Genomic DNA, 24637 nt, shown 5'->3' on the forward strand with positions numbered 1-24637 from the left:
GGTGAAAGAGATGGCTCAGAAGTAATTAAAAAGCGTGCTTGTCGCCCCTTATCACGTTGTAAACAGTGTAGAAGATTATCTTCAGGTCCAGGAAGAAAGACCAGTTCTCAAGGTAAAAGATATCAAGCTTTACACGCCCACGGATCTGATAGTTCTCAGTTGTGTCTCCTCGGTAGCCCCGCACCTGCGACAAGCCTGTGATACCTGGCTTTACAAAGTGCCTCACTTTATACTTCTCTGCTACCATAGCATACTCCTCATCAGCCTTAAGCATGTGAGGGCGTGGACCCACGATAGACATTTGCCCAAACAAAACATTAAAGAACTGAGGAAGCTCATCGAGGCTGGTTTTACGGAGGAAAGCACCAATGGGGGTGATCCTGGAGTCGCCCCTGCGGGCAAGTTGAGAGTTGGCTTCTGTATTGACATACATTGTTCTTAGCTTTAGGCACCTGAATGTCTTGTTGTCCATCCCAGAACGCACCTGCCTGAAAAATATTGGTCCTTTAGAATTGATCCTAATGAGGAGAGCCAGTATCGGTAGCAGCCATGACAGAAGTAGAACCACTACTGTAAGCGAGAAAAAAATATCGAACGCTCTTTTGAAGAACTTATTTATGACATCATCAAGAGGAATGGATCGAACAATCAGGACCGGAACAACATCGTAGAAATCAATTTTTAGCTGCTGATGGGTGTAACTCCCTGGTTCTGGCAAAAATTTTACGCGCAGTAGGTTATCATCGGCAAAGCTTAGCAGTTGTGTGATTTCATCCTTTTCTAGCTCAAACGGGCAACAGTAAACCTCGTGTACTTCGTTGTTTAATACGAACTGCTCAATATCAGCCACCTTTCCTTTGTAGCTGCCGTGTGTTTTCTCTTTATTATGGAAAAAGCCAAGGAACTTATAACCAAATTCAGGGTGCCGCTTAAAGAAATGCTCCAGTTCCAGAGCCATTTCATTGTGCCCTGCAATAATGACTTTGCGTAAGTTGTAGCCTTTCCTTCTGTAGACCCTAAGCGCTGTAGTAACTACAACCCTCCATAAAACCACAAGGACAGCCAAAACAATATAATGATTTAGAAGTACCTGCCTTGAGATAATATCTGTACCCGTGATATTCAAGCCTGCTTCCATGAGCACCAGGTATAGCAGTATGGCCTTGAGGGCTGTAACCACAACCCGAATTCGGGTAGTAACACGGTAAATCTTATAGGTACCTAGCAGCGTAGTGCATATAAACCAGCCTGTTAAGGAAAACAGTAGCGAGAACAAAAACAACGACTGTGTGATCCTGGTAGAGGAAAGAGTAAAGGCAACACCTATGGATAAGGCAATTGCTCCTACATCACCCAGAATGTGAATCAGCTTTATATATTTCGAATAGCGGCCTATCATCAGGTTTGTCAGTTGAGACAGTGGGTAAATATACTAAGTTCCTGCCGAGGACTCTAAACTTCAGAAGCTAATCTTATAAACTAATAAAGGTTTCAGCGCGCTCCGCATCAAAACTGGGGTATGTAAGTACTAGTTTGTTTTGTGGTATGATTCTTTAACGAATTCTGACATCTTGGTCTTAAAAGCTTCTGAACTGAACCTTTCTGCGTTTTTCCTGATAACCGATGGGGCGAAATCTGTGATGCGGGACTCAAATTCGTATATTGCATTTACAAGAGAACGCACGTGCTGCTCCTTATATAGAATTCCTGTAACACCCTCTATTACAGTCTCACATGCTCCCCCTTTGCCAAAGGCAATCACTGGTGTTCCGCATGCCTGCGCCTCCACAGGTATAATCCCAAAATCTTCCTCTGCAGCGAAAATAAAGGCCCGTGCCTTTTGCATGTGTGTTTTAAGTACCTCAAATGGCTGGTAGCCCATAAACACGATATTGCTCCTAACTTTAGCCTTTATTTTATTAAAGTCGGGTCCATCGCCTATCACAACGAGTTTCTTGTCGGGCAGCTGTGCAAAAGTCTCTACAATCATATCAACCTTTTTGTAAGGCACCAGCCGCGATGCTGTCAAATAGAAATCCTCTTTTGCCATAGAAATGCTGAAACTATCAACATCTACAGGAGGGTAAATAATGGAAGCTTCTCTATTATATACCTTTTTGATGCGGCGCGCTATGTAGGACGAGTTTGCGATAAAATGATCGGGCCTGTTAGCAGTTGTATAGTCCCACATCCGCATGTAGTGTAGGATCGATTTGGCAAGTAAACCTTTTAGCCCCTTATTAAGACCAGATTCGCGGAGGTACTGGTGGTACAGGTCCCAGGCATAACGAATAGGAGAGTGGCAATAGCAAATATGCACCTGACCGGCATGGGTGATTACCCCTTTAGCCACAGCATGGCTACTCGATATAACCACATCGTATGCCGACACATCTAGTTGTTCGATGGCTAAAGGCATCAGCGCCAGGTAATTTCTGTAGTGCTTACGTGCGAATGGCAGTTTCTGAATAAAAGTAGTGTTGGCTCTTTTGTTCAGTATGTGTTTTCTGAGGTGATCAGGCATGAAGTCGATCACTGAGAACAGGTCAGCCTCAGGGTATACCTGCAGCAGTTGCTCTACCACACGCTCCGATCCTGCGTAATCTACAAACCACTCGTGTACTATGGCTACTTTCACTATTAGATATTTTGGTAAAATAAGAAGAAGCCCTGGTTTTTCGGCAGGGCACTTTACTTTAATGATAAATACTAAAAATCAAAAGGATTGGTACCAAACTACTTACTATACCTTAGCTTCGGAGATTACCTCTTTTGTAGTAATTATGGGTTGTTTCTGGTCCATAAGATAAACTGTAAATATAGTATAGAAGAAAGCAAATGATGCTACACCCCAATACCTTGACAGCACCACCTCTGTGAGAAACACTATCAGAAAAAGTAAATAGAAAGCAACGTGCATAGGTTTACTGGCGCGCACTGCTATAAAGACAGGATGCAGCATCAGGTACAGTAACAGTAACAAACCAACTATGCCTACAGCCATTGTCACATGAAGGTACTGGTTGTGCGGGTTAAACAGGAGGAAATGTTCAGGGAGTCCCCAACTCAAGTACACTCTATCCAACTCTGCCTGAATATCCCCAATACCAACTCCTGTGAGCGGATGTTCCTGAATGATCGATAAGCTGGCCCGGTAGATGGTTATCCTTTCGGATACGCCATAGCCCGAAGAAACAATAGCGGTGAACCTATCCTGAAAGTGCGCATAATACTTAAAAGAAAGGCCAATAGCAGCAACCAGGATCACCAGAAAGGTGATATATAATCCGATCTTCTTCTGTTTAGCTAACTTAAAATAGAGATAGGCAACCAACAATATAAAATTACTAAACAAAGCTGTTCTGGAAGATAGGATTAGTAAAAAAACACTAAAGTACAGGCACAGCAGTAAATCCGTCTTGTAAAAGTGTTTTCTGTCATTGTTGATAAGAAGTATAGAAAGGTTTCCAAGTACAAGCAGTAAGGAAAGATATGGTGTATGGATCCTATCAGAAAGCTGATGCGGCAAATGCTCAATAGAGAAATGCTCAGTAGGTAAGTTGTAGAACTGATAGGCCTCAAAGAAGCTGACAATCGTAAACAGCAGGCAAGCAATAGTATAAACTCTTAGTATACCTTTTAGCTCACCGGTACTCAAATGGATACTTCCTATAACTATAGGTAGTACGAGAAGCAGAAGCTCTTTTTCCAAGTAAGGCAGGCCATTGTGTTTAGAGTACAACAGACTTACGGTAAATAGTAAAAAGAGCGCAGGAAGCAACAGAACAGCTTTATGTGCTAACAGAATATTTACTTTCTCCTTTAAGGGAGAGGAAAAGAGCCATAAGATGATGAAAATAGCTAAAATACCTACACTTAAGGAGCGGTTAAATAATACAGATCCTACAAACGCACCTAACAGTATCACCTTTAGGTTGTACTGTTGAAGTATGGCATATTTGCTGCCCACACTATAGTTTAGTAATTGCATCATATAGTTTCGTTGCAGAGTTTGTCCAACTGTATTCCCGGCATTTGCTTAAGCCTTTGTTAGAGTATTCTTCCAACAAAGCAGGTGCTTTCAAAAGGTTGGAAATAGTCGTAGCTATATCATTTATATTATTTGGATTGGTATAAAAAGCGGCTCCGCCACAGACCTCTTTTGCTGCCGCAATATCTGACGTTAAAACTGGTGTCCCCATAGCCATTGCCTCAATATTGGGCAACCCAAATCCTTCATAAAATGATAGGTATGCAAAAAGCTTGGCATTAGAGTACAAGCCCGGCAAGTCTTCATCAGATACTCTTCCTAATAACTTTATCCGATTATCATTCTGAATAATTCTTTCAAGGTCAGTACTGGCATAAGCGGCGCTTTTACCCCCAATTATATAGAGGTCATGGTCCGTGACTTCTGCCTGTGTAAACCCCAGTATTAGGTTTCTCAGGTTCTTTCTGGGATCTAATGAACTCACTGTTAAAACATATTTGGCTTTTGTCGCAGGCCTCTGAAAGTCTGAACGCTTGAAACTGCCCGAAACAGCATTATAGATTACCTGTACCTTTCTCTTCGGAAGATCGAACTTTGATAGAATCTCTCCTTTGACTGCCTTACTAACTGTAAATACGAGCCTGGAGCTTTCTATGATCCTTGGTGTTAAGAAACGATAGTAGGTGCGATAAGGAAGCGAAAACCACTTTGGATTATGGAAGACAGCTAAATCATGAATGGTAACTACGTTATTACCGTACAGTATGGGAGCAGAGTTAGCCAAATTTATAAGAACGGGATTTCCCTGCGAACGTAAAAACTGCATTAGATCCAACTGCTCCCACAAATGGCCTGTATGTTTCCCGACTACAATTGCCTCAAGCTCAGAGGAAAGGCCTTTATGCAGGATATTGGGAGGTGATACAAAGCAAATTTGTCCAGCCGGGGCAATCTGTTTCAGCTGTTTAGAAATTTCAATTGCAAAACGCTGAACACCTGTAACCTCTTGTGTTAGGAACCTCGCGTTTATAAATATCTTATTCAATGGTATCTAGTTGTAGTTCGTGCCCCCCTTTAGGAAAGCGCAAAACTAAGTATTTATAGAGAGTATAGATAATAATAAAAATGACCAGAGGGACAAAAAAGCGGGTGTTGTAAAAATTTACAAATCTAGGTAACTCAAGTATTACAGTTACTAAGTTAGGATATATACATAGCGCGACTAAACTACCTTTCTTTATCGACCTGAAGGATTTGAAAAACGCTATAAACAACGCAACAAATACGAAAATACTCAGGAAGCCGAAATCTGTATAAAACATGTTTAGCCCTCCTGGATTTGTAAAATCTACCCATCTAAACTCCCCATAATCTACTTCTGGCTGCCCAATTTCAATTGGGAAAATTCTGCTAACTATTCTTTCAAAAGGATAGAAGTAGTGGTTTGTTGTAAAAGCTAAATCATGGGTAATAGAGTAATAGAACTTATTCGTAGTGTCAGCATAATAAGCGAAAAAGCGTTCCAAGGTCCATGATATGGCAAACCAAGGATCTACTCCTCCACCCTTTAAAATATATTGGTTATAGAACTGTCTACTTAGCTCCAGTATCATGAAAAACAGCAGCAGTAAACCGAAATACTTGACAATCTTAGTAACATACAATTTCTTCTCAGAGGCTAAAAAGTAGGTGACAAAAACTGGAACCAGAAACTCGAGAAATGCGACTCTTTCTGCCATTAAAACAGATCTTACTAACAGAATCAATCCTAAAATAACCAATACCAGTTTGTACTTTTTACCATGATGGTAGGAGTAGTATATGTAAGGGGGCAGAAAGAACATATAGGTTTGAGACAGGATATTGATTCCTCCGAACGTTTCTATTGACTCTTTTGCACTCAAAATATTCCCACTGTAGGCCAGAAATGCATTGAGCACGATCAGTACATTCATTACCAGCGCTATAAGCAAACCGGCCTTGCTAATCCAGATAAACTGGCTGGGGATTTGAAGCTTAGAGATATACCGGTTAGGTGCAAAGCTGAACTTCGACAGGTAAAAGGAGATAATAACCAAGAGGGCTACAAAAGAACTGATCAGCAAATGGACAGATGGTGAGAATACCTTGGTGTATGTGAAGTGCAGGGAAGGGTATAAGTAGGGGATGGTAAATAGGAATACAAACCCTAGCGCATAAAGAACAGGATGAGAAAAATTTATTTTTATAGGTACTCTCATTGCCGAAAGTTATTCTATGATTAGTTTTTGTGCCAGCTCTTTCCAATCAAGTACATTCCTGTTATCAACCTCACAATGCGGATATCTAAGAGCCTTTTCTAAAGATGCTTGAATGGAAGCTGCGTTACCAGGGGTATAATAAAAAGCATGCTTTCTGCTCGTTTTTAAGAAGCTGGGCGCAACAATGGGTAACTGGCAATAGGTGTACTGGTGTACCTTCAGCGTATCTGTAAATGCCTCTGCTCCATTTGTTTGTTGTAAGGTATGAAGACCTGCATCTGCGTATTTTATATAACCTATTGTTTCCTGAAAAGGCATCTCTCCATAGGCTTTAATGTTAGGTTTAATGGGTAAATTTTGAATAGGTCCTATAATATGAAAATTAAATTCAGGGAACAATGAGGACGCGACTTCGAGAAAGTTCACATCAAAATATGCATTACCTATAAACACTAAATTTTTTGAGCCTAATGGATAAGGATTTAGATGTGCTTGGTCATAAGTTTGCTTATCAATTCCATGGAAATGTAACTTAACATTCTTCTGAGAAAAAAGGGTGAAGAAATGAGAACTTACAATGCTAACAAGGTCAAAGAATGGCAGGATTTTTTCTTCGTACTTGATCAGCGCCGGATGAACCTGTAAGAAACGAAGGTCATCAGATACTCGGTATATAAACTTAGCTTTTGGGTTCAGCTTCTTAATTTTATCAAAAAGCAGGAGTCCAGGTGTACTCTCAAATACTATATAGCTGCTGTTCTTTATAAAGGCAATGGCTTCTTTGTTTATATCGAAGGTAGCATAATATGGTACCAAAGGTGAAGTGAGGGCATTGGTTAAACTGAAGCGGGTGTTAGCTACATGCCAGGGAGTGAAATGAACATAGCTATGTACTGCCTCTTTGGTTATCATTTGATTTGCCTCCTCTTTGATCGCATACTGCATAATGTGATCGCCTTTCAGTTGGTGCAGTTTGCTAACAGGGGCCGTAAAGAAGAGAACCTCATGGCCAAGCTCCTGAAACGCTTTCGCCAAATGGTGAAAACCCGCTCTCCTTTTTGACCCGAAGTAATGCCCTGTTATCAAAGTAATTTTAGCCATATAATCTTGATGAGGCCCTGGATTTATAGATAATTAAGTATAAAGGTCTTCAATGCCAGCTATACCATTATGACATTGAAGACCTTTACTTACTGTTATTAAGGTTAATCTCCTGCTAAAGAAAAGTAGCTTTAGAGACTAAGCCTCTCCTTCAACGTAGAAAGTTTTTTACGCAGATGTATGCTGGTTTGGTACTCATCGTGTCTTTTAGGAGCAGCCTGCATAATCTCATCAAACTCATCTGAAGTAAACTCTAGCTTTTTCAGAATAAACTCTTTCTCTTGCGTGAGTTCTTCATTTGTATAAAGTGGTTTATCCAATTCAGCCTTAGCCTGCTCTAAAGTGATCTCCTGATTACGGATCAGGGCAGAGAAATGTGACTTTCTCTTATCTATGTTAAATTTCTGGGGCAGAATAAATGCTTGGTAAAACTTAGTAAACCAAGACTCATAATGCTTACCTCCGTAATACCTCCACCCATATTCCTTCTCCAGAATTTCCATTGCCTCCAGTTTTTTGTAGTTGATCATGTTCAGAGGTTCCAGGAAGTCTAATTTATGCAATATCTTGTACAAGAATGACTTGTAAATACCAATTGTAGGGAACGTTTTAAGCTGGTGTCTTCCGTACAGCTTATGAATATGTTTGATATTTTTAAGGTCAACTTTCTGCCATACCCAGGCCGAAGGCAAACCATGTTCAGTGGCGTAGTTTGTTCCTGAAAGGATGCACTTAATATTATTTTCTTTTGCTAACCTGTACATAGACGCAACAATAGCGTGATCAGTTAGCATTTCAATATCAACTACAGAAGCTTTTATAAAAGACCTCTGTAAATCCTTAAATTCTTCCCAGTCAATAACATAGGTCTGTAAGTCAAATCCGGTTTTGTCCAGTATCTTATTGATATTAGATACGGCCAACTCTGAATTCCACCCATTATCAAAATGCACAACCAGAGGGTTTAATTTCCACTTGTACGCCAGATGCGTAACGTATGAACTATCTACTCCTCCACTAATACCAATTAAGCAATCATACTTGCCTTTCTTGTTTAGTTTGATGTGTTGAAGTAACCCTTTAATGTTTGACTCTACCTGTTCTTCAGTAAACCTGTAATTAGGGAGGACTTCTTCTGCCTCAAGGCAGTAGTTGCAAACACCTTCAGAATCGAAATGTATTTCTGGATCCGTAGTATCCATTAAACATTTTACACAGGTTGTTACTTCTCTCTCCATTTTAATTCAGAATTTCCTCCAGTTGTTGATAGTTAGGGTAATTAATCAGTACACCTTTGTTGCCGCCTTGGTAAACGAAAATACTTCCGGCTGCAGCTGCAGAAGCACCAGCATATTTCACTACACGCTGTATGTCATCTAATTTTGAGGCACCCCCACATGCAATCACAGGTATACTTACTGCGTCAGTAATCTTTTTTATCAATTCATAGTCGTATCCGGTTAGCATGCCATCACGATCTACAGAATTAACTAAAATTTCTCCTGCACCTTGGCTTTCCAGAAATTTAGCATATTCTACTGGGTCAAGCTTTGTTGCATCCCTTGTTTTAGAGTTGAAAACCCGCAGCTTACGAAACAGGTTCATCTTTACGTCTATAGAGCCAACCACGGTTGAACATCCGAATAGCTTTGCAGCCTCTGAAATTAAGTTAGGATTTGTAAAGTTTACAGAGTTTAGAGAGATTTTCTCTATACCAATGCGCAGTAACTTTCTTATTTCATCTGTGGTTGTAACGCCGCCGCCATAGCACAGGGGGATAAAGCACTCTGTGGCTATATCCTTTAAAAAGGTAAAATTAGGGCCCCTCTGCTCTTTACTCGCTGTAATATCAAGGAACATGAGCTCATCAACCTCTTTCTCATTATAAATCTTAACGGCGTTGATGGGATCTCCTATGTATGTCGGCGAGCCAAACTTTTTTGTTTTAACTAACCCCCCTCCACCTTTAAGGAGCAAGCAGGGGATAACTCTAGCTTTTAACACAAGTTAACTGATTTACGATATTCTTAAAAAGCAACATCCCAAATTTATGACTTTTCTCAGGATGAAACTGAAGACCTAAAATATTTTCTTTCCTTATACCCGAACTAAAATCAAAGCCATAGGAAGTGGAACACAGCTCATGTGATTGATCTTGCAACTCTGCATAGTAGCTGTGTACAAAGTAATAACGAAGTTCAGGAATATCTAAATGAAGTATAGATTCATCAGATTGTGTAGCATGAATAAGGTTCCACCCCATATGTGGGACACGCAAACGCTCCTGTTTATCCTTAAAATCGAACTTCTTACATTGTCCTGGTATCCAACCGAGCCCCGGTTTTGTGCCTTCTTCACTACTGTTAAGAAGCAACTGCATGCCTAGACATATACCAACTATAGGAGTTTTCTCCACAAGCACCTTCCTCTCAAGTACAGGAATAAGGTTTAGGTTTTCAAGGTTGCTCATGCCGTCATCGAATGAGCCTACGCCAGGCAGGAAGAGCAGATCAGCTGCATTTAAATCCGCTGTATTATTAGTAATTGTGCTTTTATAGCCAATGCGTTTAAGCATGTTCTGAATAGAACCAGAGTTGCCTAAGCCATAGTCTATAATGCAAATATTAGGTGACTCCATTTGTTTCCTGTAAATGTTTGGTAACTATATTAAATACTTGAATAGGGAGTAATCAATTTAGACTCTTCGGTTATCCATGACAACTTATTGTTGCTTTGCCTAATGAACAGCTTTACTTTATCAATCTCCTCCTTAGAAATATTGTTGATTAAGTTCTTAAACTCGTTGGCATCAACGTTAACTGTCCAACCGCATTGCGCTGCCTGCACGAACTCTGACATATCAGGAAAATTACTTACAATGGAAGGTATACCTGCCAAATAGTACTCATACAGTTTGTTTGGCATGCAGTAATAATAACTAAGGCAAATGTTTTCTATCAACGCAATTCCTACATCGGCACTGCAGGAGTAGGAGAGGACCTCGCTCGGAGGAACCGCAGGCACGTAGTGTATATTAGAAAACTTTTTAGAGTAATCCTCTACGATGCGTTCTAGTTCACCATATCCCATGATAATCAGGTGTTTGTCTTGATCAACCTTGCTAAATGCCTCCAAAAGTATGGGAAGTCCTCTACCAGTAAAAAGCCCCCCCTGATATAGAAACTTTATATCAGTATTATTTAAGCCCAATAACTTCTCGAATTTGTTGTTAGCTTGTGGTGCTTTAAAGGATTTAGGTATATTTTTTACAACCGAAATTCTTTTCTCATCCAAAGCATACCGTTGAATGTACCATGTTTTGATATTATCAGATACCACAAATATGTGGTGAGCTTTATGAATGAAGATTCGTTCCACCACCCTATAGACCTTCTGGGAAGAACGCTTTAAACCTTTTTTTTCAGTTTCCAGCTCGTGCGGATCATATATCAATTTTGCCCCTGTTACTAAGCTAAGCAAGTAAGACAATGGCAAGTCATTAACACTATGAGAATTAACTATTTTTACCGGATGGCGAAGAGCAAAGAAGGTTGCCTTTAGTATGTATTGAGCTAGGAACAGTAGTTTTAGTAAAATTCCTTTTTGGAGACCAAAACTTATAAAAGCAGGTCTCCAGACTTTCCTTTTTTCGTCAATAGTCTCCCATTCAGGCAAAGATTCTCCAGGTAGAGCGAGAATCACAACTTCATCAACAATATTATTTGTAATGAGTGACTCCGTAATCTTTAAGATTCTACTCTCGAACTTAAACTGTGAGGGGTATATATGTATGTTTAACCGCTTCATGCTTAAAGGGTAGCTTTATTAATTTCTGCCCACTTAAAGAAGTTCAGATATCTCCAATGCTCTTCGGTGTAGCCTGCTTTATTACTGAAGACCTCTTTAAACTCACTTTTCAGCGCATTCATGTTAATGCCGTAGTTCTTCGTATTACCTGAATTTAAAATTTCCAAAGCCCATGTAGAAGAGCTTTTTATCCATTTTTGTTCAGGAGTTTCAAAACCTATTTTATCCTTTCTTTCCAAAACTTCTTTTGGTAAATAAGACTTCAAGCCCTCACGCATGAGTTTCTTAGTATAACCATCATTGGTTAAGATATAACTCTCTGGTAAGGAGAAAACAAATTCCACTAAGTCCTTCGTCAGAAAGGGTACGCGACCCTCTATTGAAAACGCCATTGAGTTTCTGTCTTGGTACCGAAGTAGCCAAGGAAGGCCTACATGTTTCAGGCGATTATAAAGGGAGGCTTTTAGATAGTTGTCTCCAAAATCTGGCCCGGTAATGTTCTTATACTTTGTATTCAATACCTCACCCTTAAAGAAACGTTCAGTATGGGAGAGGTAGCGTTTGTTTAAGTGCTTTTGCATATCCCAAGGTAGGAATTTGGCGACTCCTTTTAGAACAAGCTTTAGTTTAGGAACATTAAGTAGCGGGTCTATTTTCCTGATGAACGCTATGTAAGCATAAAGCCCATCTTTTTGTAATATAGACATCGCTCTGTCAGAAAAGTAATGGATGTATCCTGCAAAAATTTCATCTGCTCCTTGCCCATCAAGCACTACTTTAATGTTATTTTCTTTAACCAATTCAAATACCTTGTATTGGGCATAAATACTTGTTCCTCCAAATGGCTCATCCTGAAGCGCAATTATCTTTTCGATTTCAGAAATGAACGTTGCTTCTGAAGGTTGAGTGAAGTAAGGTGTACTTCCAACCTTAGCATTTACAATGTCAATCCACTTCTTTTCACTTTTTTCCTCATAGTTGGGAATATAGCTAAAGGCATGTTTCTGATGTTTAGGGAGTATCTTATCAGCAATGCAAATGACAGATGAAGAATCTAACCCACCTGAAAGGGTATATCCAACCTCAACATCGCTTCTTAAGTGTATTTTTATGTTGTTATAAAATATTTCTTCTACACGGCTTGCTGCTTCCTTGAAAGAAATAGTGCTGGTCTCGATATTATCGAGCGTCCAATAAGGTTTTGGTTGTAAGCGGTCGCTTTTACTTGCTGAGACAATAGCGTAGTGAGCTGCTGGGAATTCGTGAACATCTTCGTATATAGTTTCAGACGAATGATTAGTCCATCCATAAGCCAGGTATTCCTGTAGCCTAGCTCCATTTATCTTTTTGCTTACTTTAGGTTCTACAACAATTCCTTTTATTTCAGAGCAAAAGAGGAGGAAATTACTGTTTATGGAATAGTAAAGTGGCTTTATACCAAAGGGGTCTCTAGCTAAAAACACTTCATTTTTAACAGCATCATGTATCGCAAACGCAAACATGCCATTAAACCGCTCTAAGCATTTTTCTCCCCATGCTTGGTAGGCATAGAGGATAACCTCCGTATCGGTTTCTGTCTGGAACTGATACCCTTCTGATATTAAAAGCTCTCTCAATTCAATGTAATTGTAAACTTCACCATTATATGTGATAGTGTACCTTTTATCAGAAGTTTGCATTGGTTGCCATCCCCTTTCAGAAAGGTCAAGGATTGACAACCTACGGTGAAGTAAGGCGACATTAAAATCAAAACCATCTTTGATATCTCTGGTCAGCACCTTCTCTCCTCCATCAGCAAAGTAAAAACCATGGTCATCGGGTCCCCTGTGCTCAATGCTGTTTCCTATACTTTTTATGGTCTCTAGTGAGATTTCGGACCTTTTGAAATTTATTGCTCCGCCTATTCCGCACATAGTATTTTAAGTCTGTAATGTATTCTTTAAAGGAGTAAAAGGTTTAGAAGGCTCTACTCTAGTGATTTATAAACCTCTATTATTTGTGGCACTACTGCTCTCTTAGAAAACTTGGCTTCGAATCCTGCTCTAATTCTTTCAGAACTATACTTTGAATAGTTTTCTATTAAAAAGAGCATATTTTGGGCTAAGTCTTCAGGTTTACGAATTTCAGAAAGCAAACCATTTCCCTCATTAATAATACATTCCGGCCCCCCACATTTAGTGGCAACTACTGGTTTGCCACTCGCGATAGCTTCAGCATATACCACACCAAAAGTTTCTCCATGGCTTGGCAAAACAAACGCATGGCATTTTTTATATTGCTCCTTCGCCTCATCTCTGGTTATTTCCCCATGCCACACTATGTGCTGTTCTAACTTCATTGCCTTCGTCATTGATTTATAATGATCTAACAATTGCCCACCTCCTCCAATGTTGAATATAAAATCCTTTCTAAAACAGGTAAGTACTTTAATAGCTTGAAGTAAGTCGTCTATTCCCTTCTCTGGAGAAAGCATTGCAAGTGTAAAGAATTTAAAAGGTAAACTAAACGGAGTATCTGTTTGCGTAAAAAAATCCTCGTTAATAACATTAGGGATAAAGGTAGGCTTCCTAAAGCCAAATTTAGAAATATCTTGAGCAAGTTTCGGGCTGACAGCTATAACCTTATTTGCATTTTCCAAGGGTTGAGATAGTTTCGGGTGAATAGCCCCTTCTTTTAAAAGAAACTTCTTGAACGGGAATGGACCCATATGCTCTGTTATTACATAAGGTACACCAAAACGTTTGGCTAAGACCATAGCTATATATCCAGCTGGATAACCAACATGAGCATGTATAATGTCAATTTGACCATAGTGGGCCTGGAAATACTCAAAGTTAGCAAGATTAGAACTTATCATTCCTGACATATTATCACCAAAAGCATTAAATGGCCACTCATAAGTTAGGGTAGGAGTGAATAGCTCAGTTAGGTTTTGGCGTAAAAGTGTTGCTTGTGTTTTATTACCGTTATTCCAAAAGTTAAAAAGCGCTTTTGAGGTAGAAAGGGGATTTTTGTTAATGGCATAACCAGCATTGTTTTGCCCCCACAGACTTACACCTATATTAAAATTATCGTTTAGCTCAGCAATACTTAAAGCCTGTTCTTTGAAGAAAATTCCAGCAATGGGGCTATTAGCTGAAGGATACCAGGAAGGTACGATAAAAATATTCATGCCAGTTCTTAATAAAAGTTTGTCTAAGGATTTAGAGGGTGTCTCGAGCTTAAAAGCCAGCCTTAGACATGCTTATTATACCCCGAAGCTTTCTTTAACAAGATTATGTTAAAAAGAATGATTAAGATTACGTCTGTAACTCCCCACAAAATGAGGCTTAGAAAGACGTCATTGTACAAATACCCTATATAAAAGGCAAGTGGCCTTAGTAGTATAAACATGATGCCAAACATCAGGGAAAACTTCTGGATACCATATACAATAAATGCAGTGCTAGTTGGGGAACTGCAAAAAACGAAGAGTAAAGGTATAGAAAGTATAGAAGCAATCTTGCCAGCCTCCTCCCATTCTGCTCCAAAAAATAAAGTAAAAAGCTCGTTACCGAAAAATAAAAGGATCGTAAATGGAACAATACCAATCATAAATAACAGCCCCCACATTTTAAGGATAAGTTTTAATGAGCCTTGTCTGCTATGATGCACCTCGGTTAGTTTTTGATAGAATACTTGTCCTATACTTACACCGATTAAGCTGATTGGTAAGTTCAATATTCTAAAAGCGAATGAAAAGTGGCCTGCCAAGGCCTCTGTAAACAGAAAAGAAATTAAGTAAACTGGTAGCTGTGTTGTAAAAGTGTCTAAGAATGAGGTAGGTAAAGAATATTTAGGGAAATCTGCATGTTCAATAGCACACTGTTTTAAGTTCTTTTTAGTAGTAAACCTTTTCAGCTCCTTAAGTATGGATCCGCTTTTATAGGCTACAACTGTCAAAGCCATAAGCGCTCCCACGAGTTGACCCCATACCAATCCGACTCCCAAGCTTAAAAAAAGACCCGCGTATATAGCTACGGATATATTAGAAACGTTTTGTACAATCTTCGATGAAGCTAAATAGCCATAGTTCTTTTCTCTGTTTGACCAATAAGATAGGATTTGGTAAGATCCCATAAACAGGAATGATACAGGTATTAGATATAAAACCTGACTCAATTCAGGGTGTTCTATAAGGCCAGCAATCCAATTATGAAGTGCAACTAATAAAAGGGAAATCAGAAATGTAAGTACCCCAAGAATTATGAACGACAGTGAAACTAAATTTATCGATCCTGTACGCGACTTGGCAGACACTATAGCGACATCATATCTGCCAGTACAAAAGATTAAAAGTATAGATAACGTACTATTGTATAGAGCAAAGGTGCCAAAATCTGCCGGTGTGTAAAGTCTTGATAGAACTGGGGATGCTGCAACAGATATTACCTGGGCAAGGGCTGTTCCTGTAAACAGTTTTGTCGCGTTCTTCAGATACTCTGACTGAATAGCTCCTCTGAAAAGGCTTTTAATTTCTTTGTTCTTGAAGGCTTTCAAGTAGAATTCCATGATTTTAGTTAATATTCTAATACTAAAGCCTTATGGTTCGAAGGGTACAGTTGCCTATACTTAACCAGACGCAGTTACTATCTTTGGTTAGATCAAACTAAGCTGATATTTTTCGTTTACAGACCCTCTTGATCTTATTTGGAGGGTCTGTAAACGAAAAACACCAGCTTACATCCTAGCTGTTTTAATTATATCAGACTTTTCTAGAATAAAAGCTTAATGGAAAGGGTGGCTTGATAATTTTTCTTTAGCTAATGGATGATAATCTCCATTTAAACCTACTGCTTGCTGATTTCTGATATTATGTACAATCTCAATAGATTGTCTGGCATCTTCTACTCCATATCCATTCCCCTTCAGAATCTCCTGATAGCTGATAGTATGAAGGTCTGTGAAGCCTTCGCTGAACTCTAACTCCTCGCCCTCAACTGTTATGGAGCGGTAGGTGCTCTTGCCCTTAGCTTTTGCCTCTGCGGGTAAAAGATCAAAGTTAATGCTCAGGAACCAACGCACACGCGCATTTTCAAACTCAAGGTAACCTGCGGCGCGGTCATGGGTATGCACATGTACTACGTTCTGCTGTACTTTACCAAAGATCCAGCTTAGCATGTCGTAGAAGTGTACACCGATGTTAGTTGCAATGCCTCCTGATTTGGATACATCACCTTTCCATGATGTATAGTACCAATGTCCGCGGGATGTCAGATATGTTAAATCAACCTCATATTTCTTGTCCTTCGGCCCATTCTTAATCTTTTCCTTCAAAGCAATAATACTCGGGTGGACACGCAGTTGTAAAATGTTATTGATTTTTCTTCCGGTTTCTTCTTCAATATGCGCTAAAGCATCAATGTTCCAAGGGTTAAGAACCAGTGGCTTTTCGCATATGGCGTCAGCACCACGACGTAGTGCCATACGAATATGGGCATCGTGTAAATAGTTTGGCGTGCAAATGCTAACGTAATCCAGCGTTAAACCTTTATCATACTTTAGCTTCTCCAGATGCCTGTCAAACCGCTCAAACTCCACAAAAAAGTCAGTATTTGGAAAATAGCTGTCCATGATGCCAACACTATCAAAGTTATCCAGTGCGGCTACTAAATTATTATCAGTTTCTTTGATTGCTTTCAGGTGGCGAGGTGCTATATAGCCTGCAGCACCAATAAGGGCAAAATTCTTCATTCTGGTTATAATCTTGTTACTTCTTTGTTCTTTAACTGATATCGCTCCTCACTTTCCGGGCAGGTGGCGAAACCATCTGCGTCAAACTCAAGTTTATGGCCATACTCGCTCATCCAACCCATTTGTCGGGCTGGGTTACCCACTACTAAGGCATAGGCCGGAACCGTTTTAGTTACCACGGCACCAGCTCCGATAAATGCATAGTTCCCAATATCGTGGCCACATACTATAGTAGCGTTTGCCCCGATAGAAGCCCCCTTACCTACATGCGTTTTGGCATATTGGCCTCGGCGGTTAATAGCGCTACGTGGATTTGTTACATTGGTGAAGACCATCGAAGGACCTAAAAACACGTCATCGTCACAGGTGACTCCTGTATATATAGAGACATTATTCTGTACCTTCACATTCTTTCCGAGTACAACATCAGGAGAAATAACCACATTTTGTCCGATATTGCAATTCTCACCTATTGTACAATTAGGCATGATGTGAGAAAAGTGCCAGATCTTAGTACCTGCTCCGATAGTGCAGCCTTCATCTATGATGGCAGTTTCATGGCTATAGTAATTCACTAGGCAAGGTTATTAGTTGTAAGGAATTCTTTAATTGTATCAGTTATCACCCTGAGTTCCTCCTCGTGCTGCTCCGTGTGAATGGGCAGAGAAAGTACTTCTGTTGAAAGCTCCTCGGAGACAGGGAAATCTCCTTCTTTATAGCCATAGCTTTGATACGCTTTCTGCAAATGCAGCGGTACAGGGTAGTATACCATAGATGGAATGCCTCTTTCAGCTAGGAACTGCTTTAGTTCATCTCTGTTAAATGAGTTACATTTGATGGTATACTGATGAAACACGTGAGAAGAGTTGCCCACACGCTGTGGACAGCTTAAGGCAGCAAAGTTGCCAAGGTGCTTGTCATAGAAGTTTGCAGTACTGTTTCTCTTACTGCAATAGTTGTCCAGTTCTTTTAATTTTACCCTCAGAATGGCTGCCTGCAAGGTATCGAGTCTGGAGTTAACACCAACCAGATCGTGGTAGTACTTCACCTGTTGTCCATGGTTTGCAATCATTTGGATTTTACGCGCTAGCGTCTCATCCTGAATGAAGAGTGCACCGCCATCGCCGTAGCATCCTAAATTTTTAGAGGGGAAGAAAGAGGTTGTACCAATTGTTCCAATTGTTCCAGCCTTCTTTTTAGTGCCGTCGCTAAAGGTATAATCTGCTCCGATAGCCTGAGCCGTATCTTCTATGACGTACAGATGATGTGCCTTGGCAATAGCCATGATGGCTTCCATGTCAGCACACTGACCATACAGGTGTACCGGAACAATAGCCTTTGTTCGGGCTGTTATACCTTCTTTTACAGACTGCGGATCGATAAGAAAAGTATCAGGGTTTACGTCAACGAAAACGGGTGTTAGCCCTAAGAGAGCTATAACTTCTGCTGTTGCCACATAGGTAAAGCTAGGGACTATCACTTCGTCACCTGGCTTTAGCTCCAGACCCATCATAGCGAGTTGTAAGGCATCAGTGCCATTAGCACATGGCACAACATGCTTTATGCCATTGTAGTCTGCTAATTCTGAGGCAAATTTATTAACAGCTGGTCCGTTAATATAGGATGAAGTCTCAATTACTTCTGCAATTGCAGCATCTATATCTTCCTTCAGGTATAAGTACTGACTATACAGATCAACCATCTGTATTTTGCTGGGATTTTTGATGTTCATTAAGTTTGTTATTAATGGCATAAAAGTAATAAAATATTCATCCAATTTCGAAATTCAGCATGCATTCTTTTAAGAAGCTACTATATTTGTCTTCCATTCCAGAGCCTTTCATTTTAACCTCAAGGAAATAAATTCATGCAACAGATTGAGAAAGACGAGATTGATGTAGCCGAGGTATTTCGGTACATAAGTCAATTCTTTAGTAGTATTAAGAAAAGAATCCAATACCTGTTTGAAACTGTCTTTTCGTACAAGCTATTGGTGTTAGGCATAACTGTCATTGGTTTAGGATTGGGGTATCTCGCTTACTCATTAGTCAAGCCATACTATACCTCCTCTATGACGTTGATGCTTGCCAACATTCGTAATGAGTTTATCGAGGACCAGCTTAATAAGCTGTCAGTTATGATTGGTGAGGGTAACTACGTTGCCGTAGCAGAAAGATTAGAAATAACGGAGACTTCAGCACAGCAGATAAAGGAAATGAAGTTCTCCAACCTGGATCAGGATAGGATAGAAGAAGATAGTGTGCTAACAGGTTCACCTTTCAGAATTGAGCTAACCTTATACAATAGGGAACTGTTTGAAAGTATGGAGCCTGCGCTTACTAATTATCTGGAAAATAACAGGTATTTCGCAAAGCAGAAAAGAATTAAGCAGCGACAGGTTGAAAGTATGATCTCTAAGCTTAAGGGCGAGATTTCATCAATTGACAGCATGAAAACAAACGTAGGTGATCCAAGAGGCCCTGTGAATGGATTTGTATATGGGCAACCAATAGACCCAACAAATATGTATAGGGAAAGCATTATACTCTATAAGGAGCAGGTTGAATTAGAGGCAGATCTTGAAAATCTGGATAATGTTGAAATAGTAACAGGTTTTATTCCCAAGCTTTTACCTACTGGACCTAGTTTAAAGCGTTATCTTGCTATAAGCGCATTTAGTGCATTCATTATTGGCGTTATTGTAGCATTAAGCTTAGATAGCAAGAAAAGAAGAAAGCTAGCCTAATAAGTATAGCTATTTTTATTAAAAAGCCGCTGCTAGAAGAATAGCAGCGGCTTTTTTTATAATTTACTCATCTTTCCTGGTAACCCAGCTCAGGTTGTAAAGGTCCTTACGACGGTCTTTTAGGTTTCTAACACTACCGGCGGTATTCAAGTCCTTCAGCAGGTCCAGGTCCAAGTCCGCGATCAGGGTCATCTCGGTGTTGGGTGTGGCCTCGGCAATCACAGCGTCGTGCGGGAAGGCGAAGTCAGAAGGGGAGAAGACAGCGGACTGGGAGTACTGGATGTCCATATTCTCTACCCTTGGCAGGTTGCCCACGCTACCTGTAATAGCCACATAGCACTCATTCTCGATAGCTCGTGCCTGGGAGCAAAGGCGGACACGTAAGTAAGCATTCTTTGTGTCGGTCCAGAAAGGCACGAAAAGTATCTTCATGTCCATGTCGGAGAGCATACGCGCCAGTTCCGGAAACTCCACGTCATAGCAGATCAGAATGCCGATCTTACCTATATCGGTATCAAATATCTTGAGTTTGTGGCCTCCGCGCATACCCCAGTAATGCGACTCATCCGGCGTTACGTGTAGCTTGTACTGCGCATCGTAGGTACCGTCGCGGCGGCAGAGGTAGCTTACGTTGTAGAGCTTGTTGTCATAATACTCCGGCATACTACCTGCAATAATGTTAATGTTGTAGGACAGTGCCAGTTGCACCATACGCTCCCGAATCTCCTCGGTGTATTCAGCCATACTTCTAATCGCCTCGGAAGGAGACTCCTCATTTGTGAGGGCCATCAGCGGTGCGTTGAAGAACTCCGGGAACATCACGATATCCGATTTATAGGAGCTAACGGTGTCCACAAAGAACTCTACCTGCTGCATAAAATCGTCTATGTCTTTGATAGCGCGCATCTGCCACTGCACAATGCCTATACGCACTACCGTTTTCTTGCCGCCGATCAGTTTTTCTTTCTCCTCAAAGTATACATTGATCCACTCAAGCAGGGTAGCGTAAGCCTTGGAGTCCGTATCGTCCGGCAGGTAACCTTTCAGGATGCGGCGCACGTGGAAGCCATTACTCAGCTGAAAGGAAAGCACCGGGTCTGAGAGCTCTTTGTTGCGCACCATTTCAATATACTTGGCAGGCGTGAGCTTGTTAGCATAGTCTTTGTAACCCGGAATACGTCCGCCGGCAATAATGCCGCGCAGGTTTAACTTCTCGCAAATCTCCTTACGGGCATCATACAAGCGCCTGCCAAGGCGCAAATTGCGGTACTCAGGATGCACAAAAACGTCAATTCCATAAAGGGTGTCACCTTCTGGGTCGTGTGTTTTAAAAGAGCCCTTGTCAATAATCTGGTCGTACGTATGCTTGTCGCCATACTCGTCATAGTCTATGACTAGACTCAGTGCAGCAGCTACCACTTTACCATTGTCTTCAATACAGATCTGGCCTTCCGGAAACTTCTTGAGCAGGTTAGAGAACTCCTTGCGGGTCCAGGCGCCATCGATGCTGGAGTACACGATCTCCATGATCTCCTTTACCTCCTTGTAATCCTTCAGTTCCAGCTGGCGCAGCAGCAGTCTATGTTCAAAACTGGTTTCTTCTCGTTCACTCATTATGTGTTGGTAATATTTATACTTGTAGCTCTATATACGTAGGCACGCTATACTTTTGATATAATATACATGCAGCACCGGATAGTGCAACGCTCCTATGCAAAATTAAAGAAAAGAAGCGCAGTTTGCAGCTGCGCTTCCCGGTACAGTTTCTCTTAAAGTATACTTTATACTTGTATCTCCGGCACGTAGCCCTCCACGATCAGCTTACCGGCGGTGGCTTCCTTTATTTCTTCTACCGAAACACCCGGTGCGCGTTCTAAAAGCTTAAAACCGCCTTCTACAACCTCTAGCACAGCCAAGTCGGTTACAATCTTTTTAACGCATTGAAGTCCCGTTATGGGCAGCGTACACTTTTCCAGGAGTTTGGAGGAGCCGTCGCGTGCGGTGTGCTGCATGGCTACAATAATGTTTTTAGCGGAGGCTACCAGGTCCATGGCGCCGCCCATGCCTTTCACCATTTTGCCCGGAATTTTCCAGTTGGCAATGTCGCCTTTCTCGGATACCTCCATAGCCCCAAGTATAGTCAGGTCTACGTGCTCTCCCCGAATCATGCCAAAGCTCTCGGCAGAACTGAAGATGGAGGAGCCCGGAAGCGTGGTGATGGTTTGCTTACCGGCGTTAATTAGGTCAGCGTCTACCCAATCTTCGGTAGGGAAGGGGCCCATGCCCAGGAGGCCGTTCTCTGATTGCAGCACGACCTCAACACCCTTGGGAATATAATTTGCCACCAGTGTAGGTATGCCAATACCCAGGTTCACATACATGCCGTTTTTTACTTCCTTAGAAATGCGTTTTGCTATTTGATTCTTATCTAAAGCCATGATGTCTGAATTAAGCATTGGTTACTGTACGCTGTTCGATGCGCTTTTCATACTTCTCGCCCTGGAAAATGCGCTGCACGTAGATGCCAGGCGTGTGGATCATGTTCGGGTCAAGCTCGCCGGCTGGTACCAGTTCCTCCACCTCGGCAACGGTTATCTTACCGGCGGCAGCCATCATCGGGTTAAAGTTTCTGGCCGTACCTTTGTATATCAGGTTGCCGGCGGTATCACCTTTCCAAGCTTTCACGAAAGAGAAATCAGCTTTCAGCCATTCCTCCATCAGGTACATTTTTCCGTTGAACTCACGGCTCTCCTTGCCTTCGCCTACCTCGGTTCCGTAGCCGGCAGGGGTAAAGAAGGCCGGGATGCCTGCGCCGCCGGCACGAATCCGCTCCGCCAAGGTACCCTGCGGAATCAGCTCTACTTCCAGCTCACCGCTAAGCAGCTGGCGCTCAAACTCCGCGTTTTCACCCACATAGCTTGAGATCATTTTTCTGACCTGGTGCTTTTGCAGCAGCAGGCCAATGCCAAAATCATCAACACCGGCGTTGTTGGAGATGCAGGTCAGGTCTTTTACACCCAGGTGCAGCAACTCCTGTATAGCGTTTTCAGGTATGCCGCAAAGTCCGAAGCCTCCCAGCATCAGGGTCATGCCATCCTGAACACCCTGCAGGGCTTCCTGAGCGTTTTTTACAGTTTTATTTATCATAGTGGTGTATTTGGTAGTGTTTATTTGCTGATACTGTTTTACCTCACCAGCGGGTTTGTGATGGTAGGTAATTTAGATATAATAATAAGCATATAAAAGTATGGCTATCCCTTTTTCGGGTGAAATAGGGGAAAGGTTAGGCGAATTCAAACCAGCTATACTTTGGCGAAGGATCAAACCGCTGTAACTTAAAACGCCAGCCTTTGTAGTAGGCTGGCGTTTTAAGTATGGGAATGCTTAAATTGAAGTGGCTGTATCGTGTGACAGCAGTACTTCCTGCGCTTGCTCTTTATCTTTTCCCAGCTGCGTTTTCAGTGCCTCCAGGTTCTCAAACTTACGCTCTTTACGCAGCTGCTCCACAAAATGCACGGTAAGTTCTTTGCTGTAGAGGTCACCGCTGAAATCGATGAGATGTACCTCCAGCGTTAGCAGTTTCCCGTCTACAGTTGGGCGTACCCCAATATTCATCATAGCGGGATAGCGCTTGTTACCCACCATACCCCAAACAGCATACACCCCATTGCCTGGTATTAGCTTGTGGGCAGGGGGGAGCGCCATATTTGCTGTAGGGAAGCCGATCGTGCGGCCGAGTTTATTACCTTCCTCAACCAGAGAGGTCATACTATAAGGCCGGCCCAGGTAGTTGTTGGCAGTTTCAATGTCACCGCTCTCCAGGGCGCGCCTGATCTTAGTGGAGCTGACGCCTACGTCATCCACATCCTGGCGGGGAATCTCTTCCACCTCAAAACCATACTGCGCTGAGCGGGCTTTAAGGTGCTCAAAACTACCTTCTCGGTTCTTCCCAAACCGGTGGTCGTAGCCAATCACAAGTACTTTTGTGTTGATGGCCCTAACCAGTATGTCGGTAATAAAATTACGGGACGAAGTACGTGAAAACTCTTTTGTGAAAGGGATGATCAGCAGGTAATCGATACCGAAGGTTTGCAGCTGCTCAATACGTTCTTCAATGGTAGAAAGAAGCTTCAGTTCGTTATCCTCGGGGAATAGCACGAGGCGTGGGTGTGGCCAGTAAGTAATAACAACGCTCTGGCCATTGCTCTGGCGGGCACGCTCTATTACGCGGCGCAGAATTTTCTGGTGGCCGATGTGTACGCCATCAAAAGTACCACTGGTAACCACGGCATGACTCAGTTGCGGAAAGTCTTCTATATCACGAATTACTTTCATCCGCTTCCTCCAGCTGCTTTTTTCTGATTGCAATGATATCTTCAATCGTGAGGGCATCCTCCAGTTTGTACGCGCCTATGCGGGTGCGCTCCAGTTTGGATAAGTGTGCCCCCACGCCCAGTTTCTGTCCCAGGTCGTGTGCCAGGCTTCGGATATAGGTACCCTTGCTGCACACCACCCTGAATGCTACCTCTGCGCCATTTATACTTGTAATGTCAAAGGCATCAATGGTAACGGTGCGTGACTTTAGCTCTACTTCCTTCCCTTTGCGGGCAAGATCGTAGGCGCGCTTGCCATCTACCTGCACGGCAGAGTAAATGGGGGGGATCTGCTCTATGGTCCCCACAAAACTTTGTGCGGCGGATTTAATGGCTTCCGCTGTCAGGTGGCTGATGTCGCGGGTCTCAGTTACCTCAGTCTCACGATCGTAGGAGGGAGTGGTTTCGCCCAGGCGAATGATGCCGGTGTATTCCTTTTCCTGACCCTGAATCTCATCGATGCGTTTGGTAAACTTGCCCGTGCAAAGTATAAGCAGCCCGGTTGCAAGTGGGTCTAAGGTGCCGGCATGACCAACTTTCTTTACACGTATCGTATTGCGTACTTTCTTTACCACATCGAAAGAGGTCCAGTCGAGGGGTTTGTTTATCAGGAGTATTTCGCCTGCGGCAAAATCGTATTGCATAG

The 24637-nt window shown here is 41.8% G+C and carries 21 protein-coding genes and 1 pseudogene; 1 reads left to right on the plus strand and 21 read right to left on the minus strand.

The features are described 5' to 3' along the window. Positions 1-25: 25 nt before the first annotated feature. The 16 genes and pseudogenes from OO017_RS16420 to OO017_RS16495 form a co-directional block, all read right to left on the minus strand. Positions 26-1399: an undecaprenyl-phosphate glucose phosphotransferase gene (locus OO017_RS16420; protein WP_266053783.1), complete on the minus strand. Its 1374-nt coding sequence runs from the start codon at positions 1397-1399 to the stop codon at positions 26-28. A 129-nt stretch (positions 1400-1528) separates the two neighbouring features. Beyond that, positions 1529-2638, minus strand: coding sequence for a glycosyltransferase family 4 protein (locus tag OO017_RS16425; RefSeq protein ID WP_266053784.1), 1110 nt, complete (start codon positions 2636-2638; stop codon positions 1529-1531). A gap of 105 nt (positions 2639-2743) precedes the next feature. Next, positions 2744-3994 (minus strand): O-antigen ligase family protein, encoded by a 1251-nt coding sequence (locus OO017_RS16430; RefSeq protein ID WP_266053785.1) that lies wholly within the window; start codon positions 3992-3994, stop codon positions 2744-2746. Then, positions 3972-5036 (minus strand): glycosyltransferase family 4 protein, encoded by a 1065-nt coding sequence (locus OO017_RS16435; RefSeq protein ID WP_266053786.1) that lies wholly within the window; start codon positions 5034-5036, stop codon positions 3972-3974. Before OO017_RS16435 ends, OO017_RS16430 begins: the two co-directional genes overlap by 23 nt. Continuing rightward, the gene (locus OO017_RS16440) at positions 5029-6231 is read right to left on the minus strand and encodes an O-antigen polymerase (protein ID WP_266053787.1); all 1203 of its coding nucleotides are present in this window, start codon (positions 6229-6231) and stop codon (positions 5029-5031) included. The genes OO017_RS16435 and OO017_RS16440 overlap by 8 nt, the downstream gene beginning before the upstream one ends. Positions 6232-6864: 633 nt before the next feature. Then, positions 6865-7332, minus strand: a pseudogene (locus OO017_RS20100) (GumK N-terminal domain-containing glycosyltransferase); the annotation flags it as partial. A gap of 131 nt (positions 7333-7463) precedes the next feature. Next, positions 7464-8570: an N-acetyl sugar amidotransferase gene (locus OO017_RS16450; RefSeq protein WP_266053789.1), complete on the minus strand. Its 1107-nt coding sequence runs from the start codon at positions 8568-8570 to the stop codon at positions 7464-7466. Between the two features lies 1 nt (position 8571). Further along, positions 8572-9336, minus strand: a complete 765-nt coding sequence (locus OO017_RS16455) for an AglZ/HisF2 family acetamidino modification protein (RefSeq protein WP_266053790.1) — start codon at positions 9334-9336, stop codon at positions 8572-8574. Further along, on the minus strand, positions 9323-9970 hold the full coding sequence (hisH, locus tag OO017_RS16460) for an imidazole glycerol phosphate synthase subunit HisH (RefSeq protein WP_266053791.1): 648 nt from the start codon (positions 9968-9970) through the stop codon (positions 9323-9325). The genes OO017_RS16455 and hisH overlap by 14 nt, the downstream gene beginning before the upstream one ends. 29 nt (positions 9971-9999) lie before the next feature. Then, positions 10000-11139 carry a glycosyltransferase gene (locus OO017_RS16465; protein WP_266053792.1) on the minus strand — a complete coding sequence of 380 codons (1140 nt, stop codon included), beginning with the start codon at positions 11137-11139 and terminating at the stop codon, positions 10000-10002. Positions 11140-11141: 2 nt separating this feature from the next. Continuing rightward, a complete protein-coding gene (gene asnB, locus OO017_RS16470; RefSeq protein WP_266053793.1) occupies positions 11142-13052 on the minus strand; it encodes an asparagine synthase (glutamine-hydrolyzing) in 1911 nt (636 codons plus the stop codon). Between the two features lie 53 nt (positions 13053-13105). Continuing rightward, positions 13106-14311, minus strand: coding sequence for a glycosyltransferase (locus OO017_RS16475; protein WP_266053794.1), 1206 nt, complete (start codon positions 14309-14311; stop codon positions 13106-13108). A 62-nt stretch (positions 14312-14373) separates the two neighbouring features. After that, the gene (locus OO017_RS16480) at positions 14374-15690 is read right to left on the minus strand and encodes an oligosaccharide flippase family protein (RefSeq protein WP_266053795.1); all 1317 of its coding nucleotides are present in this window, start codon (positions 15688-15690) and stop codon (positions 14374-14376) included. A gap of 216 nt (positions 15691-15906) precedes the next feature. After that, entirely contained in the window at positions 15907-16872 is a 966-nt protein-coding gene (locus tag OO017_RS16485; RefSeq protein WP_266053796.1) for a Gfo/Idh/MocA family protein, read from the minus strand. Positions 16873-16877: 5 nt separating this feature from the next. Next, positions 16878-17447, minus strand: coding sequence for an acyltransferase (locus OO017_RS16490; RefSeq protein ID WP_266053797.1), 570 nt, complete (start codon positions 17445-17447; stop codon positions 16878-16880). After that, a complete protein-coding gene (locus OO017_RS16495; protein ID WP_266053798.1) occupies positions 17447-18625 on the minus strand; it encodes a DegT/DnrJ/EryC1/StrS family aminotransferase in 1179 nt (392 codons plus the stop codon). Before OO017_RS16495 ends, OO017_RS16490 begins: the two co-directional genes overlap by 1 nt. A gap of 114 nt (positions 18626-18739) precedes the next feature. Here OO017_RS16495 and OO017_RS16500 point away from each other — a divergent pair, with 114 nt between their 5' ends. Then, positions 18740-19618, plus strand: a complete 879-nt coding sequence (locus OO017_RS16500; RefSeq protein ID WP_266053799.1) for a YveK family protein — start codon at positions 18740-18742, stop codon at positions 19616-19618. Positions 19619-19681: 63 nt separating this feature from the next. Here the strand turns inward: OO017_RS16500 and OO017_RS16505 are convergent, their stop codons facing one another. From OO017_RS16505 to truB, 5 genes are all read right to left on the minus strand, one after another. Continuing rightward, a complete protein-coding gene (locus OO017_RS16505; RefSeq protein WP_266053800.1) occupies positions 19682-21232 on the minus strand; it encodes a bifunctional GNAT family N-acetyltransferase/carbon-nitrogen hydrolase family protein in 1551 nt (516 codons plus the stop codon). 167 nt (positions 21233-21399) lie between these two features. After that, on the minus strand, positions 21400-22056 hold the full coding sequence (locus OO017_RS16510) for a 3-oxoacid CoA-transferase subunit B (RefSeq protein ID WP_304608523.1): 657 nt from the start codon (positions 22054-22056) through the stop codon (positions 21400-21402). A gap of 10 nt (positions 22057-22066) precedes the next feature. Then, positions 22067-22765, minus strand: coding sequence for a CoA transferase subunit A (locus OO017_RS16515; RefSeq protein ID WP_266053802.1), 699 nt, complete (start codon positions 22763-22765; stop codon positions 22067-22069). Positions 22766-23002: 237 nt separating this feature from the next. Further along, positions 23003-23953 (minus strand): bifunctional riboflavin kinase/FAD synthetase, encoded by a 951-nt coding sequence (locus tag OO017_RS16520; RefSeq protein WP_266053803.1) that lies wholly within the window; start codon positions 23951-23953, stop codon positions 23003-23005. Continuing rightward, a complete protein-coding gene (gene truB, locus OO017_RS16525; protein ID WP_266053804.1) occupies positions 23937-24635 on the minus strand; it encodes a tRNA pseudouridine(55) synthase TruB in 699 nt (232 codons plus the stop codon). The genes OO017_RS16520 and truB overlap by 17 nt, the downstream gene beginning before the upstream one ends. Between the last annotated feature and the right edge of the window lie 2 nt (positions 24636-24637).

The organism is Pontibacter anaerobius (genome assembly GCF_026241195.1).
In the GTDB taxonomy this organism is placed as follows: Bacteria; Bacteroidota; Bacteroidia; order Cytophagales; family Hymenobacteraceae; genus Pontibacter; species Pontibacter anaerobius.

Bases quoted from the DNA above. Each gene is read 5' to 3' on its own strand.
- OO017_RS16515 (WP_266053802.1), bottom strand. From the start codon at position 22,765: ATGATAAATAAAACTGTAAAAAACGCTCAGGAAGCCCTGCAGGGTGTT.
- OO017_RS16475 (WP_266053794.1), bottom strand. From the start codon at position 14,311: ATGAATATTTTTATCGTACCTTCCTGGTATCCTTCAGCTAATAGCCCC.
- OO017_RS16495 (WP_266053798.1), bottom strand. From the start codon at position 18,625: ATGCCATTAATAACAAACTTAATGAACATCAAAAATCCCAGCAAAATA.
- asnB (WP_266053793.1), bottom strand. From the start codon at position 13,052: ATGTGCGGAATAGGCGGAGCAATAAATTTCAAAAGGTCCGAAATCTCA.
- OO017_RS16510 (WP_304608523.1), bottom strand. From the start codon at position 22,056: ATGGCTTTAGATAAGAATCAAATAGCAAAACGCATTTCTAAGGAAGTA.
- OO017_RS16430 (WP_266053785.1), bottom strand. From the start codon at position 3,994: ATGATGCAATTACTAAACTATAGTGTGGGCAGCAAATATGCCATACTT.
- OO017_RS16440 (WP_266053787.1), bottom strand. From the start codon at position 6,231: ATGAGAGTACCTATAAAAATAAATTTTTCTCATCCTGTTCTTTATGCG.
- OO017_RS16485 (WP_266053796.1), bottom strand. From the start codon at position 16,872: ATGAAGAATTTTGCCCTTATTGGTGCTGCAGGCTATATAGCACCTCGC.
- OO017_RS16505 (WP_266053800.1), bottom strand. From the start codon at position 21,232: ATGAGTGAACGAGAAGAAACCAGTTTTGAACATAGACTGCTGCTGCGC.
- hisH (WP_266053791.1), bottom strand. From the start codon at position 9,970: ATGGAGTCACCTAATATTTGCATTATAGACTATGGCTTAGGCAACTCT.
- OO017_RS16500 (WP_266053799.1), top strand. From the start codon at position 18,740: ATGCAACAGATTGAGAAAGACGAGATTGATGTAGCCGAGGTATTTCGG.
- OO017_RS16480 (WP_266053795.1), bottom strand. From the start codon at position 15,690: ATGGAATTCTACTTGAAAGCCTTCAAGAACAAAGAAATTAAAAGCCTT.
- OO017_RS16420 (WP_266053783.1), bottom strand. From the start codon at position 1,399: ATGATAGGCCGCTATTCGAAATATATAAAGCTGATTCACATTCTGGGT.
- truB (WP_266053804.1), bottom strand. From the start codon at position 24,635: ATGCAATACGATTTTGCCGCAGGCGAAATACTCCTGATAAACAAACCC.
- OO017_RS16465 (WP_266053792.1), bottom strand. From the start codon at position 11,139: ATGAAGCGGTTAAACATACATATATACCCCTCACAGTTTAAGTTCGAG.
- OO017_RS16520 (WP_266053803.1), bottom strand. From the start codon at position 23,953: ATGAAAGTAATTCGTGATATAGAAGACTTTCCGCAACTGAGTCATGCC.
- OO017_RS16450 (WP_266053789.1), bottom strand. From the start codon at position 8,570: ATGGAGAGAGAAGTAACAACCTGTGTAAAATGTTTAATGGATACTACG.